General features: G+C 47.4%; 19 protein-coding genes and 3 tRNA genes. 4 read left to right on the plus strand and 18 right to left on the minus strand.

Annotation, left to right across the window (positions count from 1 at the left end):
* Positions 1–313: 313 nt before the first annotated feature.
* The 6 genes from AC0IWZ_RS12385 to uvrY all read right to left on the minus strand — a co-directional run bounded on the left by AC0IWZ_RS12385 (position 314) and on the right by uvrY (position 3,860).
* Positions 314–400, minus strand: a tRNA-Leu gene (locus AC0IWZ_RS12385).
* Between the two features lie 12 nt (positions 401–412).
* Positions 413–486: transfer RNA gene (locus tag AC0IWZ_RS12390), tRNA-Cys, on the minus strand.
* 49 nt (positions 487–535) lie between these two features.
* Positions 536–611: transfer RNA gene (locus tag AC0IWZ_RS12395), tRNA-Gly, on the minus strand.
* A gap of 158 nt (positions 612–769) precedes the next feature.
* Positions 770–1,318, minus strand: a complete 549-nt coding sequence (gene pgsA / locus AC0IWZ_RS12400; RefSeq protein ID WP_034496190.1) for a CDP-diacylglycerol--glycerol-3-phosphate 3-phosphatidyltransferase — start codon at positions 1,316–1,318, stop codon at positions 770–772.
* 57 nt (positions 1,319–1,375) lie between these two features.
* Positions 1,376–3,208, minus strand: a complete 1,833-nt coding sequence (gene uvrC, locus AC0IWZ_RS12405) for an excinuclease ABC subunit UvrC (protein WP_034496192.1) — start codon at positions 3,206–3,208, stop codon at positions 1,376–1,378.
* Complete coding sequence (gene uvrY / locus AC0IWZ_RS12410) at positions 3,201–3,860, minus strand: UvrY/SirA/GacA family response regulator transcription factor (protein ID WP_034496195.1); 660 nt, start codon at positions 3,858–3,860, stop codon at positions 3,201–3,203. The genes uvrC and uvrY overlap by 8 nt, the downstream gene beginning before the upstream one ends.
* A 421-nt stretch (positions 3,861–4,281) precedes the next feature.
* On the opposite strand from uvrY, the gene AC0IWZ_RS12415 reads away from it, so the two are divergent.
* Positions 4,282–4,506 (plus strand): DUF2594 family protein, encoded by a 225-nt coding sequence (locus AC0IWZ_RS12415; RefSeq protein ID WP_034496197.1) that lies wholly within the window; start codon positions 4,282–4,284, stop codon positions 4,504–4,506.
* Positions 4,507–4,579: 73 nt separating this feature from the next.
* Here the strand turns inward: AC0IWZ_RS12415 and sdiA are convergent, their stop codons facing one another.
* The 12 genes from sdiA to AC0IWZ_RS12475 all read right to left on the minus strand — a co-directional run bounded on the left by sdiA (position 4,580) and on the right by AC0IWZ_RS12475 (position 17,790).
* Positions 4,580–5,302, minus strand: coding sequence for a transcriptional regulator SdiA (gene sdiA / locus AC0IWZ_RS12420; RefSeq protein WP_034496200.1), 723 nt, complete (start codon positions 5,300–5,302; stop codon positions 4,580–4,582).
* Positions 5,303–5,418: 116 nt separating this feature from the next.
* Positions 5,419–6,171: an L-cystine ABC transporter ATP-binding protein TcyN gene (gene tcyN, locus AC0IWZ_RS12425; protein WP_034496202.1), complete on the minus strand. Its 753-nt coding sequence runs from the start codon at positions 6,169–6,171 to the stop codon at positions 5,419–5,421.
* The gene (gene tcyL, locus AC0IWZ_RS12430) at positions 6,168–6,836 is read right to left on the minus strand and encodes a cystine ABC transporter permease (protein ID WP_034496204.1); all 669 of its coding nucleotides are present in this window, start codon (positions 6,834–6,836) and stop codon (positions 6,168–6,170) included. The genes tcyN and tcyL overlap by 4 nt, the downstream gene beginning before the upstream one ends.
* Before the next feature lie 22 nt (positions 6,837–6,858).
* Complete coding sequence (gene dcyD / locus AC0IWZ_RS12435; protein WP_471677181.1) at positions 6,859–7,845, minus strand: D-cysteine desulfhydrase; 987 nt, start codon at positions 7,843–7,845, stop codon at positions 6,859–6,861.
* Between the two features lie 124 nt (positions 7,846–7,969).
* The gene (gene tcyJ / locus AC0IWZ_RS12440) at positions 7,970–8,770 is read right to left on the minus strand and encodes a cystine ABC transporter substrate-binding protein (RefSeq protein WP_410373076.1); all 801 of its coding nucleotides are present in this window, start codon (positions 8,768–8,770) and stop codon (positions 7,970–7,972) included.
* Between the two features lie 85 nt (positions 8,771–8,855).
* Positions 8,856–9,407 carry a flagella biosynthesis regulatory protein FliZ gene (gene fliZ, locus AC0IWZ_RS12445; RefSeq protein WP_471677180.1) on the minus strand — a complete coding sequence of 184 codons (552 nt, stop codon included), beginning with the start codon at positions 9,405–9,407 and terminating at the stop codon, positions 8,856–8,858.
* A 37-nt stretch (positions 9,408–9,444) separates the two neighbouring features.
* Complete coding sequence (locus AC0IWZ_RS12450; protein WP_471677179.1) at positions 9,445–10,164, minus strand: RNA polymerase sigma factor FliA; 720 nt, start codon at positions 10,162–10,164, stop codon at positions 9,445–9,447.
* Between the two features lie 307 nt (positions 10,165–10,471).
* Positions 10,472–10,906, minus strand: a complete 435-nt coding sequence (locus AC0IWZ_RS12455) for a MaoC family dehydratase (RefSeq protein ID WP_471677178.1) — start codon at positions 10,904–10,906, stop codon at positions 10,472–10,474.
* A 1-nt stretch (position 10,907) separates the two neighbouring features.
* Complete coding sequence (locus tag AC0IWZ_RS12460; protein ID WP_410373079.1) at positions 10,908–11,582, minus strand: NeuD/PglB/VioB family sugar acetyltransferase; 675 nt, start codon at positions 11,580–11,582, stop codon at positions 10,908–10,910.
* Positions 11,579–12,739, minus strand: a complete 1,161-nt coding sequence (locus AC0IWZ_RS12465) for a DegT/DnrJ/EryC1/StrS family aminotransferase (protein WP_410373080.1) — start codon at positions 12,737–12,739, stop codon at positions 11,579–11,581. Before AC0IWZ_RS12465 ends, AC0IWZ_RS12460 begins: the two co-directional genes overlap by 4 nt.
* 146 nt (positions 12,740–12,885) lie before the next feature.
* Positions 12,886–16,338, minus strand: a complete 3,453-nt coding sequence (locus AC0IWZ_RS12470; protein ID WP_471679493.1) for an O-linked N-acetylglucosamine transferase family protein — start codon at positions 16,336–16,338, stop codon at positions 12,886–12,888.
* Between the two features lie 171 nt (positions 16,339–16,509).
* Positions 16,510–17,790, minus strand: a complete 1,281-nt coding sequence (locus AC0IWZ_RS12475; protein ID WP_471677175.1) for a FliC/FljB family flagellin — start codon at positions 17,788–17,790, stop codon at positions 16,510–16,512.
* A gap of 245 nt (positions 17,791–18,035) precedes the next feature.
* Here AC0IWZ_RS12475 and fliD point away from each other — a divergent pair, with 245 nt between their 5' ends.
* The 3 genes from fliD to fliT are packed head-to-tail and all read left to right on the plus strand — an operon-like array spanning position 18,036 to position 20,221.
* Positions 18,036–19,436 (plus strand): flagellar filament capping protein FliD, encoded by a 1,401-nt coding sequence (gene fliD, locus AC0IWZ_RS12480; protein WP_410373083.1) that lies wholly within the window; start codon positions 18,036–18,038, stop codon positions 19,434–19,436.
* Positions 19,437–19,451: 15 nt separating this feature from the next.
* Positions 19,452–19,859: a flagellar export chaperone FliS gene (gene fliS / locus AC0IWZ_RS12485; protein WP_034496222.1), complete on the plus strand. Its 408-nt coding sequence runs from the start codon at positions 19,452–19,454 to the stop codon at positions 19,857–19,859.
* Complete coding sequence (fliT, locus tag AC0IWZ_RS12490) at positions 19,859–20,221, plus strand: flagella biosynthesis regulatory protein FliT (RefSeq protein ID WP_034496224.1); 363 nt, start codon at positions 19,859–19,861, stop codon at positions 20,219–20,221. The genes fliS and fliT overlap by 1 nt, the downstream gene beginning before the upstream one ends.
* The last annotated feature ends 9 nt before the right edge of the window (positions 20,222–20,230 follow it).

The raw sequence follows: 20,230 nt of genomic DNA on the forward strand, positions 1-20,230 counted from the left end.
TATCTCGCAGTGGATTGTTAACATGGCTTGCTGTGGCGTAAAGGTTAAATGAAGAGAACCTCACAGAGGAAGGAATAATTAATTATTACAAATAATTTTAAAAGGAATAATTTATTCTTTCATGATGGAATGTGACGGTAGTCATATTCTTGAGGATCAGCGGAGCGGGAGGTAGCCAAAACGGATGAAGAAAAGGTGTATGGAGTCGATTTGAGGAGAAATGACAGAAAGGCGAATTTCAGGCAATAAAAAACCACCCGAAGGTGGTTTTCACGACACTGCTTTATCATTGATTTTATAGCTTTTATTCCCATGGTGCCCGGGGCGGGACTTGAACCCGCACAGCGCGAACGCCGAGGGATTTTAAATCCCTTGTGTCTACCGATTTCACCACCCGGGCTCGGGAAGAAAGTGGAGGCGCGTTCCGGAGTCGAACCGGACTAGACGGATTTGCAATCCGCTACATAACCGCTTTGCTAACGCGCCAAAACTTTTTACCTTTGCAGGCTGTAACAGAATTTCTGCTACATAAATTTGGAGCGGGAAACGAGACTCGAACTCGCGACCCCGACCTTGGCAAGGTCGTGCTCTACCAACTGAGCTATTCCCGCAAAATCTTTTAATGAAGCTTTACGCTAATCATTTGATTTTACTATCTTCTGGCAAGCTGTGCTGCCGTTCGATGCGTTGCATTCTACTTAGATGGCGCGGTGAGTCAATGAAATTTTCCACCACCGCGTTCCGTTTGCTGAAATTTGCACCGGACCGATCACGGTTCGAGCAAATCGCCCCTTGCGGCGGCCAAATATTGGAACATTGACCAGAAAGTTAATACCGCAGCAATGAAGAACAAACCGATGCCGGTGTACTCGATCCACATATTTGGACGCCAGAGCATTCCTATCAGCGCCAGCATTTGTGCCATGGTCTTGGCTTTGCCAATCCAGGAAACCGCCACACTGCTGCGTTTGCCGATTTCCGCCATCCATTCACGTAACGCAGAAATAATGATTTCACGAGCGATCATGGTCGCCGCAGGCAGCGTGACCCACCATGCGTGATAGTGCTGAACCACCAGCACCAGCGCGACCACGACCATGACTTTATCTGCTACCGGGTCCAGGAAGGCCCCAAAACGCGTGCTTTGGTTCCAGCGGCGGGCCAGAAAACCATCGAACCAATCAGTGATAGCGGCAAACCAGAAGATAAACGCGCATAGGAATGGCGCCCAACTAAACGGCAGATAAAATGCCAGCACAAAGAATGGGATAAGGACGATACGAAACAGAGTAAGCAATGTTGGGATATTAAATTGCATAGTGCTGGTTAACTGTCTGTCGTAAGTGGAAATTGTCTCTATGTTGCTACAGAGGCCTTAATGTTTCAACGAGTAGAAGATCTTTTCTGCTAACGCTTGCGAGATACCTGGCACTTTTGCAATTTCTTCTACGGATGCATTCTTTAATGGTTGCAATCCCCCCATATATTTCAACAACATCTGGCGACGTTTCGGACCAACGCCTTCGATAGTCTCCAGAGCACTGGTATTTTTTACTTTCGCGCGTTTTTTACGATGCCCAGAAATCGCGTGGTCATGGGATTCATCACGGATATGCTGGATGACATGAAGCGCCGGGGAATCTGGCGGCAGCGAGAAGCCCTCGCCTTCCGGTTCAAAGAACAATGTCTCAAGGCCAGCTTTACGGTCAACGCCCTTCGCCACGCCCAGCAGCAGAGGATGATTTTTATCCCACGGCACATCCAGCTCCGCGAATACCTTTTTCGCCTGCCCTAATTGCCCTTTACCGCCATCAATAAGAATGACGTCTGGCACTTTGCTTTCGTCAATGGCCTTACCATAACGGCGGCGCAGAACTTGATTCATCGCGGCGTAATCATCGCCAGGCGTGATCCCTTCAATGTTGTAGCGACGATATTCAGCCCGTAATGGACCATTGGCATCAAAAACCACGCAGGAAGCGATGGTCTGCTCACCCATCGTGTGGCTGATATCAAAACACTCCATTCTTTTAATGGCCGGTAATTCCAGCACGCTGGCTAAGGCCGCCAGACGTTGATGTATCGTAGACTGCTGCGCCAGTCGGGTCACCAAAGCCGTTGCGGCGTTGGTACGGGCGAGTTTCAGGTAACGTGCACGATCGCCCCGAGGCTTGGTTTGCACGTTAATTCGCCGCCCGGCTAACTCAGTCAGGGAGTCAGAAAGCAATGTTTTATCCGGCAAGTTGAAATCGAGCAGAATTTCAGAAGGCAATGTGCGCATCGCGCTGCCTTGCAAATAGAACTGCCCCACAAACGTTTCAACGACTTCCGCAAGCTCCGTGCCATTTGGCACCTTTGGGAAGTAACTGCGGCTACCCAACACTTTCCCCTGACGGATAAAGAGAACATGTACGCACGCCATGCCCGCATCGAAGGAGACGCCAATCACATCCAGGTCGTCGCCGGTATTTGAAACAAACTGTTTTTCCGTGACGCGACGTACAGCCTGAATCTGGTCACGAATTCTCGCGGCTTCTTCAAACTCAAGATTTTTGCTCGCCTGCTCCATTCGCTCAATCAGTTGATTCAGAACCTGGTCGTCCTTTCCGGAAAGGAATAAACGCACATATTCAACTTGTTGAGCGTAATCCTCTTCGCTGACCAAACCTGCCACACACGGGCCCAGGCAACGCCCAATCTGGTATTGCAGGCAAGGACGCGAGCGGTTGCGATAGACGTTGTTCTCGCACTGGCGAATGGGGAAGATTTTTTGTAGCAACGCCAGCGTTTCACGCACGGCATAGCCATTCGGGAAAGGCCCGAAATATTCGCCTTTCGCGTGTTTCGCTCCACGGTGCATAGCAAGCCGCGGATGTGTATCACCGCTGAGGAAAATAAAAGGATAGGATTTGTCATCACGCAGCAGCACGTTATAACGTGGCTGATAAAGCTTGATGTAGTTGTGTTCCAGCAGCAGCGCTTCTGTTTCGGTATGAGTCACCGTCACATCAATATGCTGGATTAATGCCACCAGAGCTTCGGTTTTACGGCTGGCAAGGTTGCTCCTGAAATAGCTCGACAGGCGCTTTTTTAGATCTTTGGCTTTACCAACATAAATGACCGTTTCGCTGGCGTCATACATGCGATAGACGCCAGGTTGGCTGGTGACAGTTTTGAGAAAAGCGCGTGGGTCAAAAATTTCACTCACTACTGATTAACGTCTCCGCACTAAATAAACCATGACGAATTGCAAGGTGTGTCAGCTCAACATCGCCACTGATATTCAGTTTACTAAACATGCGGTAACGGTAACTGTTGACCGTTTTCGGGCTGAGATTAAGCTGCTCTGAGATTTCATTGACCTTCTGGCCTTTGGTAATCATCAGCATAATCTGTAATTCGCGCTCAGACAAACTGGCAAACGGGGTATCCGTTTTTTCCGGTTCAATCTGGCTTAATGCCATCTGCTGAGCAATGTCGGATGCGATGTAACGCTGACCGGCGTTAACCGAACGAATCGCGTTCACAACATCCTGCGGCGCGGCACCTTTACTTAAATAACCGGAGGCACCTGCTTGCATGACTTTTGCTGGCAGCGGGTTTTCGGTGTGAATCGTCAACATAATTACTTTGATATCATTTGAATATCGCGCGATTTTACGTGTTGCTTCAAGACCACCCATTCCCGGCATATTCATGTCCATCAGGACAACATCAACCGGATGACTACGGCACCACTTAACGGCATCCTCACCGCAATTTGCTTCACCTGATATCTTGATCCCTTTGATATCTTCAAGAATGCGTCGTATCCCTGCGCGCACCAGTTCGTGGTCATCAACAAGAAGTACGTTGATCAAAGGGGAACTCTCCAGAAAAGGGATTACGCTGCTAAAATTACCGGGACATATTAACGGGTTTTTCGGCAACTTTAAAATCTAAAAGCAGATTTTAAGAATTCAAACTGCTTTTGGAAATTTAATTGTACAGTGGAAACTGTACACTCCTGCTGTTTAATTCATGCAGCCAAAAATAAAAATGCTTTTCACATTAAAAAAAACGATGACCCATAATAATTTAAAGTATTTTTAATGTTGATAAATGCACTGCTTTTTAACTATTAATAAACATCTTTAAAACAATTCAACTGCATCGTACAGATAGCAATCTACGCTATACGCTTAAGCACTAATAAAATGGTTTACGAGTGTGCTATACTCCGCCGCCTTACGAAGCCGTTACACTAAATGACGGTGTACCAACCGAGACCGAGGAACACAAATGAGCACTCCTGATTTTTCCACTGCAGATAACAGTAGTGAACTGGCTATTGAAGTCACCTGCCTGAAAGCCATGCTGACTCAGATGCTTAAAGCCATGGGCCAAGCCGATGCAGGCAAGGTTATCATCAAAATGGAAAAGCAAATTGCTCAAATGGAAGACTCGTCCCATGCAGAGGTGTTTGGTAACACTGTTAAGCAAATTAAACAGGCTTACCGTCAGTAATCTCTGCAAAACGGCTGGATGAGTTCTTATTCTCCAGCCGTTTTGTTAGCACTACCCTCTCAATTCCTTTACTTCAAATTATCCCAATCGCTGCGGCGTAACAGGCAATTTGCGTTTTATTAGGCGCATTAAACTTCTTCTGCATATTTTTCTGGTGAAAATTCACGGTATTTTCTGATATCGACAAAATAATCGCGATCTCAGCAGATGTTTTCCCTTCGCCCGTCCACTGCAATATTTCCCGCTCACGCTTACTGAGTTTCAATGTTACGGCGTCCATTGTTGAATCATTAAGACGCGTTAATGTCATCAGGCTTAATTCACCCAAATATTGCAGACGCATTTGCAGGAGATCATCGGCTAATATTTTGCCTTTATTAGCGGTGCGTGAAACAGACAAAAATCCCAACGCACGATTCGGCGACATCACGCACTGACTGATGCCGCGCCGCAGACCATGATCCCTCGCCGCATCCCAGAATTCCTGCGTATCGCCAAAAAGCGCATCGTCCCAGGGCAGATTACCGCGCATGAAATTTTCAGGGCGCAACACCGGGTCAATCGCGAAATAATTAGCAGCATGATAGTGATCAAGCCAGCTTTGTGGATACGACGACCTGAGCGACGTTTTAGGGCGGGTAAAAGGTACCGGGTGGCGAATACACAGAGAGAAATAATCAAATTCCATCAATTCTGTTTGCTGACGAAGAATTTTTGTTATTTCATCCGCCTCGGTAACCGACTGGAAGATATTAAGTACATCCTGTCGCCAGCGAAAAAAGTTGTGATCATCCATTATGTCTGGCGTTTCTCCTGACACTTAAATCATTCTCGAAAGTTATGTTTAACGCTATCACATTTATCAAAATTATTAATGTATTTTCATGTTGGCCCCGAACAGAGCCAACATACTTACTGCGTAAGGAATTTTTCGAGAAATTGCTGAGTGCGCGGCTGCTTAGGATTAGCAAACAGTTCGCGGGCTGGCCCCTGCTCGACAATGCGCCCTTGATCCATAAAAATTGCGCGGTCTGCCACATCACGCGCAAAGCTCATTTCGTGGGTCACAATCACCATCGTGCGTTTTTCTTCGGCCAACTGGCGAATGGTACTTAACACTTCGCCCACCAGCTCAGGATCAAGCGCTGAAGTCGGTTCATCAAACAGAATCACTTCCGGACGCATCGCCAGCGCACGAGCTATCGCCACTCGCTGCTGTTGACCGCCAGACAAGCGGCGCGGGTAGCTAGTTTCTTTACCGCTCAACCCGACTTTTGCCAACAATTCACGCGCTCGCGCAATCGCCTCTTCTTTCGGCTCACCTTTTACAATCACTGGCCCTTCAATAATATTTTCAATCACCGTCCGATGAGGGAAAAGATTAAAACTCTGGAACACAAAACCGACATGCTGGCGTAATTCGCGCACGCGATTTTTCTGTTTACTAAGCGATTGTGCGGCATCAATCGTAATCTCGCCGACTTTAATGGTTCCGGACTCCGGCTGTTCCAGCAAATTAATACAGCGCAGCAGTGTGGTTTTACCCGAACCGCTCGGCCCGATAATTGCCACCACTTCCCCGGCTTTTACTTCCAGATCGATACCGTGCAGCACCGTCTGCCCATGGAATTTTTTGACCAGTTGTTTTACGTCGATGGCGCTCATTTTGGATCCCTGTCCTGGCGATTAAGTTGATTTTCAAAGTAGTTTTGCAACGTGGAAAGCACCGTTGCCATCACCCAGTAAATCAATGAAGCCGCGAGATACATGGTAAATACCTCAAGCGTACGCGAAGTGATCAGCTGCGCCTGGCGGAACAGTTCAGGAACCTGAATAGTCGCTGCCAGCGAAGTATCTTTCACCAGGCTAATAAAGCTATTGCTCAGCGGAGGCAATGCCACCCGCGCCGCCTGCGGTAAAATGGCCCGGCGCAGCGTTTGCCAGGGCGTCATACCGATACTCGCCGCCGCTTCCCACTGCCCTTTTTCGATTGACGAAATCGCCGCACGCAAGGTTTCAGAAGCATAAGCCGCCGTATTCAGAGACAAACCAATCATGGCCGCCGGGATGGGATCCAGTTCGATACCAAACTGCGGCAAGCCGTAATAAATCATAAACAGCTGGGCGATTAATGGCGTACCGCGGAAAATCGACACGTAAAAACGCGATAACCACGAAAACGGCCAGAATGGCGACAGACGCATTAGCGCCAGTAAAAAGCCGAGAATCAGCCCAAAGAACATACCGCCGATGCTCAGTTGTAGCGTAAATACCGCGCCTTTGAGCAGGAATGGCGCTGAGTCCAGCACCAGTTGAATACTTTCTTGCATAGATACCCTGTTTTCTTATGACTTAGACATGCGGGTGGTACGCGAACAACGCGGGCGCCCCACCGGTATGAATAAAGATGATTGGACCGTCGTTTTTAAAACGCTCTCGCGCCACACCATCAATCAAACCCGCCATGGCTTTGCCGGTATAGACCGGGTCAAGCAAAATCCCTTCCAGACGAGCCAATAATTTGATGGCCTCAAGTCCTTCTTCGTTAGGGATGCCGTAGCCCGGCGCGAAATAATCATCCCAAAGCACGATCGGGTTATTTGCGCTGACACTCAGAGACTGCGCAACGGCATGCTGTAACGCTTCCACTTTCGGCAACTGTTGGGCGATAGAGCGTGAAACGGTAACGCCGATTAAATCAACGTCAGGCATCACTTGCTCAAGCCCTACAGCCAACCCGGCATGCGTACCCGCGCTACCTGATGCGACCACAACAGACGACACATTCACCGCACCTTCACACTGCTGAGCAATTTCCAGCGCGCTTTCGACATAACCCAAAGCACCCAGCGCGTTTGAACCGCCTACCGGAATCACATACGGGCGAAAACCCTGCGCTTCAAGGCGCACGGCGATCTCTTCCAGTTGGCTATCCGGTGAATGCAGTGCATCACACATTTCGATTTCTGCATCAAACAAATCAAGCATCAAACGGTTGCCATTGGTGAGGTAGTTTTCAGCCTTAGTGCCAATCGGGTTTTCCAGCAGGGCGACACATTTCAAGCCGAGTTTTGCGGCAACGGCCGCAGTCTGGCGAACGTGGTTCGACTGAATAGCTCCAGCGGTTACCAGGGTGTCTGCACCTTCACGCAGCGCGTCTGCCGCCAGGAACTCAAGCTTACGCAGCTTATTACCGCCCATCGCCATTGGCGTGGTGTCGTCACGTTTAATATAGATTTCTCGCCCGAGGTAATCGGAAAAACGCGGCAGATATTCGAGAGGCGTCGGTGCGCCGATAAATTCCAGACGCGGAAAGCGCGTCAGATTGTGCAGTGACATGAGCAACTCCATTACACTTATAAAAAATTTCACATCTCTTCATTATGCACGAGCCTCGCCGAATGCCCGCAAATACAAATAAAAAAGGTGCTGAAATCAGCACCTTTTTTCAGGTTTTGAGAAATTATTTAGTCACGTCAGCGCCAAACCATTTTTCGGACAGTTTTGCCAGGGAGCCATCTTTCTGCATCTCGGCAATACCTTTATTGATCGCTTCAACCAGGTCTTCGTTGCCTTTACGCACGGCGACACCCGCTTCCTGACGCGAGAACGCATCACCCGCTACTGCCAGGGTGTCTTTGGTTTTCTTCACCAGATCCAGCGCTGCCAGGCGGTCAACCAGAATGGCATCAATACGACCTACGCGCAGATCCTGATATTTAGTCGGGTCATCATCATATGTGCGGATATCAACGCCCTGCACATTGGCACGCAACCACTCTTCGTAGTTAGTCCCAAGGCCCACGCCGACTTTTTTGCCTTTCAGCGAATCCGGCCCGGTAATGCTGCCTTCATTGCCCTTTTTCACCAGCGCCTGAATACCGGAAACGGTGTACGGCGTGGAGAAATCATATTTTTTCTTACGTTCGTCAGAAATGGTGACCTGGTTAATCACCACGTCGATGCGTTTGGAGTCCAGCGACGCCAGCATACCGTCCCATTTGGTCGGTTTGAGCGCGGCTTTCACGCCCAGGTGTTGTGCCAGTTGCTCGGCAAACTCCACTTCAAAGCCGGTCAGCTTGCCATCGTCACCCTGGAAGCTAAACGGAGGATAAGTTCCTTCCAGCCCAACCAACAGCGTGCCGCGCTCTTTCACTTTATTAAGTAAATTTTCTGCCGCAAAAGTTTTTACGCTCGCACCCGCGACCATTGCCACTGCCAGTACGCCCATCAGCGCCTGACGCCCTACCATTGCAAATTTCATAGTCACCCCGAAGATTGATAATTTGGTTGTATTGTAGCGACTTAATATAATCAATCAAAAACACTACGCTACAACTTATGCCATTTTAATATATATCAGAAGTTGATTTATTTTCCTGGTATTGGGCAGTGGTATTTTGGTTCAGGGTTTGAAACTGCCCGTATTTGCGCAGCGCAATGCGGTAGTTATTGGTGCTGGTTGTCGGCAACCACGGTTCAAGCGAGTCGTCGAAATAACCTTTTGCGGAGGAAGGAGCGGGAATATTCTGCGAGTCCAGATGGTTTCCGAGACGGCGCAGGCGCACCACATATTCGCGGATAGTGCCGTGGCTCATCTCAGTCTGGTCAAAAAGATACTCTTTAAAGCCGATGATATCGAAATAGTGCTGCTGCTCTTTGCAGTACAAATCACCACAAAAACGGCACAACGCCGCCCATGACTGACGCTCAACCTGCCAGCCATTTTCATCAATTAAGGTATCCAATTGTGCGATTGCCGTTTTGCTGACAATTTCACCACGGTGAGTCAGCGTAATTCGGTCGAGCAATTTTGCGCACTGCGCACAATGTGTTTGCGTGTGTTTAAAGTCTTTTAAGAAGCGGCTTAATGGCCGTTTTTTTAATTGCTGCACCGTCATGATGTGATCCCGGTCGTCTTATAATATGCGGCACTCCCTACAGCTTTCCGAGCTTAGTGCGTAAGCGTTTAATCGCCTGGCTGTGCAACTGACTGACGCGCGACTCCCCCACTTCCAGCACCGCGCCGATCTCTTTGAGATTCAGCTCTTCCTGGTAGTAAAGGGTCAGCACCATTTTTTCACGATCGGGCAGCGCCTCAATGGCGTCCATCACGCGTTGGCGTAAATTCCCCTCCAACAATTGTTGCAGCGGGTTCACCTGCTGATGCTCTTCAGTAATCAGTTCGATACTATCGCCATGCTCTTCACGCCACTCGTCATAAGAGAAGAGTTGGCTGTTGTTGGTGTCGAGCAACATCTGACGGTACTCGTTGAGCGGGATATCCAACCGTTCTGCCACTTCTGTTTCCGTCGCATTACGGCCCAGCTCTTGCTCCAGTTGACCAATTGCCTGCGCAACGCCGCGAGCGTTACGCCTGACGCTGCGTGGCACCCAGTCACGGCTGCGCAACTCATCAAGCATCGCCCCACGGATGCGCTGCACCGCGTAGGTAGTAAATGCCGTTCCTTGCAGGGCATCATAACGGTCCACTGCGTTTAACAACCCGATGCCGCCCGCCTGTAGCAGGTCGTCAAGCTCCACACTCGCGGGCAGGCGTACCTGCAGGCGCAATGCTTCGTGACGCACCAATGGTACATAACGCTGCCACAGCGAGTGTTTATCCATCACACCTTCAGCGGTATACAGTGAATTCACGATAAACAGCCCTGCGTTAGTTGAGTTATCGGCATGATTATCCGTTTCTGGAGGGTTTTTAATCGCAAGAATAGTGGGTGAAATAAGGGGTTATTTAGGGGTTATGGGTCAGAATATGCCGAGATTCCTAATTATAAGCCGCAGGGACGCGGTGCTGGTTAATTCATGCAGGTACTTTCAAACAGGTTTACGCACAAAAATTTATTGTCTTATAGATACCAACAACTAGGTCAACGTCTTGCGGTAATGACTAGTTTCAATGTGGTGTAACTGTATTATGAACCCATAAAAACAATAAAGGATTCAGCTACGTCTCATTATTTATCGGGATATAGATTTCAGCTTCACCTGTTATCACTTTTTTTCGTCCAACAGTACAGACTGTGTCAAATAAAAGCTTTCTCTTCTCTGTGTCAATATGCTTAACGGTTACAGTTGCTGTTACTGTATCTCCAATATAAACAGGATACTTAAACTGCAAAGTTTGTGATGCATAAACACACCCATGCCCTGGAATTCTGGTACCAAATAGTGCAGAAAAGAAACTAGAGGAGATCATTCCATGCGCTATTCTTTTACCGAATCTTGATTTCTCAGCAAATGCATCGTTTAAATGAATAGGGTTGTGATCACCAGATATTCCAGCATACAACATGATGTCAGCATCAGTTATAGTTTGCGAGTAACTTGCACTCATGCCTACTTCTATTTCGCATAAGGGAATACTGTCTAAATTTCTCATTCTAAGATTTCATACCACTTTTCGTTAATGGCTTTGCGGGATTACCAAAAACTGTAACACCTGGAGTGACGCTCCGAGTTACAACTGCCCCCATTCCTATAACCGCACCTTTCCCAATGACCATTGGCCTTTTTGGTGTCCCTTGCTTAATTATTGCTCCCGTCCCCACATAAACATGATCCTCTATTACAACATTTCCATTACACTTTACTCCTGGTGCAAACGTAACATAATTACCGATTACGCAATCATGTGCCACATAGGAATAAAGATTCGCATGAAAAAACCTCCCGATTTTAGCGTCAGCAGTTACACAAGTAAAAGGGCTAAATATTGACCCCAAATTTATATCGCTACTTTCATAAACTACACTATTGGGATGCTTTATCGTAAAAGGTATGGCTCCACGCTCAATTAATAATTCTGCTAACCTTTCACGCACATTGCTATCACCAATGGCAACATTGAAGTATTTGCAGTCATATTCAGAATTAGCAAAATCCTCAACAGACATCACATCATGTCCATCAATATTTCTTTCCAGAACATTTTCTACTACAAAAACAATTTTATACTCTTGCTGTGCTTGCAGAGTTTCAATCATTTCACGAACAATGGGAATCACCTCTCTGCCATACCCACCGGCACCTACAACTCCATAAATCACGTGCTTCATGCGACCTCCCCAGTCACATCACTCAATATTATGTAATTTGCTGGTTGAACACTGTATTGACGAACAATTGCCACAACGCGCTCCAGATCCGTCATACTGAGATCTGGAAAAATAGGTAGACAAAGAATTTGCTGTGCAATTTTTTCTGCCACAGGCAGATTTTTGGGATCGGCCGATGGCAAATGGCGATACATTGAGAACGAGCTAATCAGTGGATAGAAGTAGCGACGTGTATAAATATTCTGTTGTTTAAGAACTTCATAAAGTTGGTCACGGCTAAGTGGATAAGCCTCATTTACCAGTATAGGGAAGTAGGCATGGTTCCACTCCACATTATCTGGTGCATGAAAATAACTGATGCCAATAATATCGTTTAACTGCTCACAATAGTGTTGATATATCCTGGCTCGAGCTGCCAATGCCGTATCGATGTGCTGTAACTGAACCAAGCCAAATGCCGCCTGCACTTCATTCATTTTGCCATTAATTCCCGGCGCGACGACCGTAGTTTCACCGGCAAAACCGAAATTCTTCAAATAATCGACGCGCTGTTTCATTTTGGCATCTGAACAGATGATCGCCCCACCCTCAATGGTATTAAAGACTTTAGTAGCATGAAAACTTAATACGGATAGATCACCACATTTCAAAATACTGTGATTTTGTTTCTTTACACCGAACGCATGTGCAGCATCGTAAATGACTTTCAAACCCCATTTATCGGCGATATTTTGAATAGCGTCCACGTCACAAGGAATACCATAACAGTGAACGACCAGAATTGCAGAGGTCGCAGGAGTAATCAACTGCTCTATTTTGCCGGGGTCGATATTGCATGTAAGCGGATCAATATCGGCAAATACTGGGGTCAGACCATTCCATAACAAGCTATGGGATGTTGCCACAAATGAGTAAGGAGTAGTGATAACCTCACCAGTAATGCGTAGCGCCTGAAATGCAGTTAGCAACGCCAGCGTGCCGTTGGCAAACAAACATAAGTGATCAACACCGAGATATTCCGCTAATGCTAGTTCCAGTTGCTGGTGAAAAGGGCCTGCGTTCGTGAGTTGTTTGTTCTGCCAAATCTGTTCCAGATAAGGAATAAACTCTTCAAGAGGAGGTAGTAATGGGCTGGTTACATAAATATTGTCTTTCACGCTAATCCCCTTGAAGGTTTCCATCTGACTACATCAGTGTGCCAATAATAATTGGTTTAGCATTGGCTAATGAGCTAAACACAGCCATTTTTCTACGCTAATTAGCGTAACCATCTACGGTACGGGTTGCGCTAATTAGAGCGACATCAATTTTCCTGGACAACAAAACCTTCGGCCCTACCGGTTTCACAATATACCGCCCAAGCTTTTCGCAGCATCAGTTCTAAATACCAGGCAGGGGAAGTCGTGGAGTTTTCCTGTAATCGTATTTTGGATCGTAGATTCATACGTAATTCATTAAGTGCATGATTGTCAGTACTAAATGCCAAAGCTTTATCTATGTACTCCTCAATAGACTCTGCTACAAACTCATTCAAACCATATTGGCACATATTAACTACGCCCTGTCGTGACGCCATGGTTTCCCCAGCAAAGCTTAATGTAGGCACCCCCATCCACAATGCGTGGTTGGTTGTTGTGCCTCCGGTATAAGGGAAACAATCGAGTAGTAAATCTACCTCGTTATGCATTTCCAGATAGGCTGTCATCGAGGTTCTTTCACGGAATATTAGCTGCTCGTGCTTAACTCCCCAACCCACCATCTTCTGACTAATTTCATCAATTAAGTTAGATCCAAGCATAAAACCAATCAGCAATTTTGCTGTCGGCTGTGCAATAAGAATTTTTGACCAGGTCTCAAGCACACGATCGTTTAATTTGCTCGGGCGGTTAAAGCTCGCATAGGTGAAATAACCGTTGCTGAGCGCCGGCAGTGGTTTGATGTCAGGTGCGTTATCCACTGGCTCAAACTGCTTACTAAACGGCATGTAGATCAGTTCTTCGGTGAACTGTTTCTCCAACAGCCCCGGCTGTGCGAATTTGTTATGGACAATGACATAATCCATCTCGCTAAGCCCCGTGGTACCTGGGTAGCCGATAAACGACATAGAAACAGGTGCTGGTTTCAGGGCAAAGGCAGGCAAACGGTTATGGTCGGTGTGCCCAGAAAGATCGATCAGAATATCAATTTCAGCCGCATGGATTTCTTTTGCCAGTTCGATATTGCTGATGCTTTTGGCATCGGACCATGCGGTAGCGGTGCGTTTGAGTTGTAGGGTTATCACATCATTCAGCGGAGACGTCTGCCAGGCATAAAGCGCAAATTTATCCTGATCTAGTGCATCCCACATTGGGCGAATAAAGTTGGTCACTGGATGATTACCGAAGTCACCAGAAACAAACCCGACACGTAATTTACGGGCTGGGTCTTTTTCATTGTGATGAGAAAAAGTCACGTTCTGCTGTTTCGCCCAGCGACTGGCCAGACGACCATATTTTTTATGTTCGTTAAAGAGATTCTCAGGGGTCACGTCCGGGCAATGAGAAAGGCCAAACAGGTAGTTGGTGAAATAGGTAAAATCCTGCGGAGCGCTTTCGCACGCTTTACGCATCCATGTCACAGCTTCAACCACTTTCGATTGCGTACTGAGCAAAGTGGCAAGGGTAGAAAGCGCATTACTGTTCGAAGGTTCGATTGCTAACGCTTTACGAACACACGACTCTGCCATTTCTGGATTTTTATTTTCCAGGAATAAATCGCAAAGTTGTATCCAAATCAAAGGTTGTCTGTGATTGAATCTCAAACAATAACGACTCAGCTTTTCCGCATACCAGTGATACTTCATCTTGCCAAGCAACAAGGTGTAGTCGTAATAAATAGCCCAGGTATTTGATTCAAGCGACAGCGATATAGCAAATGCACGTAAAGCGTCGTCAAATAGTGCAAGTTTGAAGTAGGTCTGCCCCAGGCGATGCCATAAATGGGGATTCCCAGTTTGCTCCTGCGAAAGGCTAACAAGATATTCACAGGCCTCGTTGAATTGCCCTTGATGTAAAAACTGAGCCACACGTTTTTCAGAGCGGTTATCAAGCGCTGGAAAAGCTGAATAGCTCGGATGTTTCTGACGAGTCGAGCTGTTAAGCAATGTCATACTGGTTATCTGAAAACGAGTTTCCACACCATAGTGGGTATACAGCATCAGGCTGTTCACATAGGCAAGGATATTATTTGCATCCTGTAACCCAATGACCGTCTGCATATATTTCTGCCAGGCATAGGGTGAACCAGTCAATAACCCTTTGCGCCGCAATGCATCCAATATAGGCAATGTTTCAGCATCAATTTCCAGCGTTCCACAGTTCAGTAGTTGATATTCATGATTTTCCAGTGGAATATTTTGATACCAGAAATTAAAGCTAATGGGGTAATTCTCATCCGTGTGATTTAAACCTGACAGACCCGGCAGCGGCCTTAAGACGTTATTTTTGCTCAAGCTGTACGGGCAAGGACCGTAGCAATAAAACAGGCTATCGGCCCCCTTGCGTAACAAAGAATAAAGAACGTTCAAAACTCGGTCGGAATGACTGGCATCGGTACTTTCTGGCTTAGTGGTATGAAACACCAGTTGTTCAAAACTCAAACTTAGCGGCCAGGCATCTCCGAGTAGATCGAGCACTTGAAGAGTCAGCTCGTCCTGGGTGCGCAGCAAATCACCCTGCGGTGTAAAATGAGCCTTTTCAACACCGTTAATTTCACTGAACAGACGTTGAAAATTCCCCGCCCAATTCATTTCTTTAAGTTTTTGTTTTTCAGGTGCTGCAAGAATTTCTCCTTGCCGACTGGCATCCGTCAGCAAACTAAAGCGCTCACAACGGTTGGTCGCAAAGTCCAGGTACTGTTGTTGCACTACTTTGTTGGCAACAGGGCAAATTGTTGTATGCAACTGCGCCACATCGGAGCCGTAAAAATCCGCTATTTCTGTCCACGGATGCGCATCGCCCACATAGGCCAAACCGTTTCGCTCAACCATGGCGTTAAAGTCCACCAGATAGTTTGCTTCATTCAGGCCAGAGAGATACTTAAGTGCCAGTTCACTGTCGCTATTTTGATTAACTTCATCAATCAAGGGAGCGAGGCTTAGACGCTGCGGGTTTTGTTTGCTCATTCCCAGCTCAAGCCAGGTTGCCACTGCGCGTGCACTGGCGGTTATTTCTTGCTGAGTTGTTGCAAGGCTGCTGTGCAATAACATCGCATCGCGGAGAGTTTCGCTGGTTTTAGCTCCCGGATAGGTTGGCCATTTAATCGCGATAATACCGTCATGGCTCAAATGCTGGCGGCAATATGCCAGCAGTGTTTCACGTGTTGGGTTGTCCAGCAGAGTAAAAATACCCTGCAAAATAATGTAATCCTGCTCGCCAGGTGAACTGGCTAAGAGTTCATTGAGTTGCAGGCAATATAATTCCAGGTTGCCGATTCCCGCCGAAGAAATACAATGCTGTCCGCGGCTGATAGCATCAGCATCTATATCAATACCGATAACCGAAGCACCCTGCCAGGCACTCGCAAAGGGAATTAAATTCATTCCGCTTTCGCAACCTAGCACCAGAACCCGGGCATTTTTCAGATCGGGGGCCCTAATGCCGTATAAGTGGGCAACGGCGCGAAGATGCTGAGGTGCGGCATAGTTATCAAGTTGAGGTGAACCATGTTGGGTCGTTGTCGACAGAGCGACAGCTTCGGTATCAGCGATATGAGCCACGGGAATATCCTGTTGAGAGAAACGGCAAATCAGCCTTACGTTAACAATATTTCTTTCAGACAATTCGCAGAAAACAGCCAGTGCAAGGGGGTTATTCAAGCTATCCCCGAACTTTTATCAGTCAAAAAAAAAGCCAACCCCGAAGGATTGGCTTTGCATATCGAAAATAGATTAACGCAGCAGAGACAGAACGTTCTGTGGAACCTGGTTTGCCTGTGCCAGAACAGAAGTACCTGCTTGTTGCAGAATCTGTGCACGTGACATGTTAGAAACTTCGGTCGCGTAGTCAGCATCCTGAATACGCGACTGTGCAGAAGACAGGTTACCGCTGGTGTTGCTCAGGTTGGTGATAGCAGAGTCCAGACGGTTCTGCACCGCACCCAGCGAGCTACGGAATTTATCAACTTTCGCGATTGCGGCGTCGATAGTGGCTAATGGGTCAACAGAAGCCGCACCTGCGAAGGCTTTTGCATTTGTTGCGCTAGCAATATCACCAACAGCACTCGCTGAAGAAGTTGTTGCTGTGCTCCCGCCGTTGCTGATTGCGCCTGTGCTGGATGTGTAGTTTTTACCCTGAACAGTAACAAAACCAACAGCATTACCAGAGGTGTCAGTACCTACTTTGACCAGTTGTGACGCCATTGAACCGGCAGTTACACCATTTTTGGTATCTGAATAAGATACATCAGAGGTGTTCAGTGCAACTTTACCTGTTGCATCGTCAACAGAAACTGCATAGTTGTCGCTGCCAGAAGTTACAACGTAAGTGCCAGTGCCTGCACCGTTCTTGTCTTGAACGTTTTTCAGTTGCAGTGTGCTTGCATCAACATTCAGTTTGGTAGCAACAGCGCTCAGATCAACATCTTTCAGGTTACCGGCAGAACCAACCTGAGTGATCGGTGCGCTGGTTTTCAGTGCGTTGCCAGAAACAGAGAAACCGTTCAGACCCAGTGTAGAAGAGTCGATTTTCTGCAGGTCGATTTGGATGGTTTCGCCATCGTTAGCGCCAACCTGAATCTTCATGGAGGTGTCGTTAGCCAGTACTTTCACGCCGTTGAACTGAGTCTGACCAGATACACGGTCGATTTCAGCCAGACGGGAAGTGATTTCGTCCTGGATGGAGCTCAGGTCAGTACCGGAGTTAGAACCGTTAGAAGCCTGAACAGATAGCTCACGAATACGTTGTAAGTTGTTGTTGATTTCGCTCAGTGAGCCTTCAGTTGTTTGCGCAACAGAAATACCGTCGTTGGCGTTACGAGAAGCCTGAGTCAGACCTTTGATGTTAGAAGTGAAGCGGTTAGCAATTGCCTGACCTGCTGCATCATCTTTTGCGCTGTTGATACGCAGACCAGAAGACAGACGCTCAATAGCAGTGCCCAGAGAAGACTGAGATTTGTTCAGATTGTTTTGGGTCAACAGCGACAGGCTGTTAGTGTTGATAACTTGTGCCATGATTTTTTATCCTTATCAATTCACATTTTGTGGTTGGGCTGTTGCCCACGGTTTCTCACCGTCTACCCATGTATCGGCACACTAATTTCGAACTTTAGAATAATTTCACTTTTTCTCTAGCCGCCGAAATAACCCGCAACGCCTTCATTATTCCCGCCATTAAGTTCATACAAATATCATTAAACTTTGCCGCTAAAGTGCCGATACCAACGTGAATAATTGTTAGTAACGAAAAGGGAATAATAATGGCTAGCGTTTCTTCATTAGGGATTGGCTCTAACCTGCCACTGGATACATTGTTAACTAATTTAACTACGGCAGAAAAAGGACGATTAACTCCAATTAGTGCGCAGCAATCTAGCTATAGCGCAAAACTGACTGCTTACGGCACGCTCAAGAGCGCGATTGAAAAATTCCAGACGGCGAATACCGCACTCAATGACGCAAAACTGTTTAAAAGCAGTAACGCCACCAGCAGTACGCCAGATTTAGCCGTTTCCACCGCTGCGGGCGCCGCAGCAGGGAAATACACGATTAGCGTGACACAGCTCGCTCAGGCCCAGTCATTAGCAACAGCAGGCTCGACCAGCGCCACAGACAAACAAAGCACGGTGTCTGCCACAGACCGCACGCTGGTCATCAACCAACCAGGTCGTGAAAAGCCGCTGGAAATCAAACTCAGCGACGATCAAACCTCACTTAATGGAATTCGCGATGCTATCAACACCGCCGACAGTGGCGTGTCTGCAAGCGTCATTAAAAATAAAGCAGGCGAATACCAGTTGGTTATTTCATCTGCAGAAACCGGTGTTGATAATGCGCTGAGCATCAGCGTCACGGGCGATACCCAACTTAACGATTTGATTAGTTATGATTCTGCAACAGCTACAGGGGGACTGAAAGAGACGATCCCGGCCAAAAATGCCCTGCTGACTATCAATAATATCGAAGTAGAAAGTGCCAGTAATACCGTTAAAGATACCCCTGAGGGGGTGACTTTATCCTTGAGTAAAGAAGTCACTAATGCGACTGTGACCGTCACGAAAAGTAACGACAAAGCGACCTCGGCAATAAAATCATGGGTCGATGCTTATAACTCAATGCTGGATACCTTCGACACGCTGACTAAGTACACTGCTGTTGACGCAGGTGCCGACCAAAGTTCCGGTAACGGCGTACTGCTGGGTGACAGTAATATTCGTACTATTCAGGCAGGTATTCGTTCACAGTTCTCCACCACTTCTACTGGTTCGACTTTCAGCACATTATCGCAAATTGGCATCACCCAGGACTCTAAAACGGGCAAGTTAACCATTGATAACGACAAGTTGGGCAAAGCGTTAACCAGCAATTCTGTGGCAACTCAACAGTTGTTGGTCGGCGATGGGAAAACCACAGGCATCACCACCACCACCGCGACGTTAGTGAAAGGCTATCTTGCCGATGGCGGCATGATTAACAGTGCCACCACCAGCATTAACAGCACGCTGAAAAGCCTGACCAAACAATATCTGGCAGTCAGCTCCAGTATTGATGACACCATCGCCCGTTATAAAGCTCAGTTTACCCAACTTGATACCTTAATGAGCAAGCTGAACAACACCAGCAATTATCTGACGCAACAATTCTCATCCAGCAGTTCCTGATAACAAGGGGTAATTATGTACAGCGCGCGGGGTACACAAGCATATGCTCAGATTGGTGTGGAAAGCGCCGTCATGAGCGCGAGTCCTCATCAACTGATTGTTTTGCTTTTTGATGGAGCATTAAGCGCCCTGGTCAGAGCTCGCTTGTTTATGCAGCAAGGAGAGCTGGCCGCGAAAGGGGAAGCACTGAGCAAGGCTATCAACATTATCGATAACGGCCTGAAAGCGGGTCTGGATAACGAACAAGGTGGCGAAATCGCAGAGAATTTATCGTCTCTGTATGACTATATGATTCGCCGTCTGATGCTGGCTAACCTACGTAATGATGTTGAATTAATAGAGGAAGTCGAAGGGCTATTAACCAACATTGCAGATGCCTGGAAACAGATTTCACCTCTGAATGCTGCGCGGGAGCCTGCCTAATGTCTCCGTATGTAGAACTGATCAGTCGCTGGCAGAACGTGGTTCTGCTTAGTCAGTCGTTGCTGGAGTTGGCTGAGCGCGGCGAGTGGGATTTATTGCTGGAGCAAGAAGTCGCCTATCTGCAAGGCATCGAAATACTGAATGCAAATCCTATCCCTCCGGGGACGGCGAAAAGCGTGCAGGATATGTTGCAGCAGAACCTCGAGCAAATTCTGGCAAATGAGCAGGCGCTAAAAAGCCTTTTACAGCAGCGTCTGGACGAACTGAGTTCGCTTATCGGCCAGTCATCGCGCCAGCAAACGCTGAATCACACTTACGGACATTTATCTGGCCAGTTGCTGGTGCCGGATGCACCACAATAATTTTGCTTC

Source organism: Buttiauxella sp. AC142 (assembly GCF_979253435.1).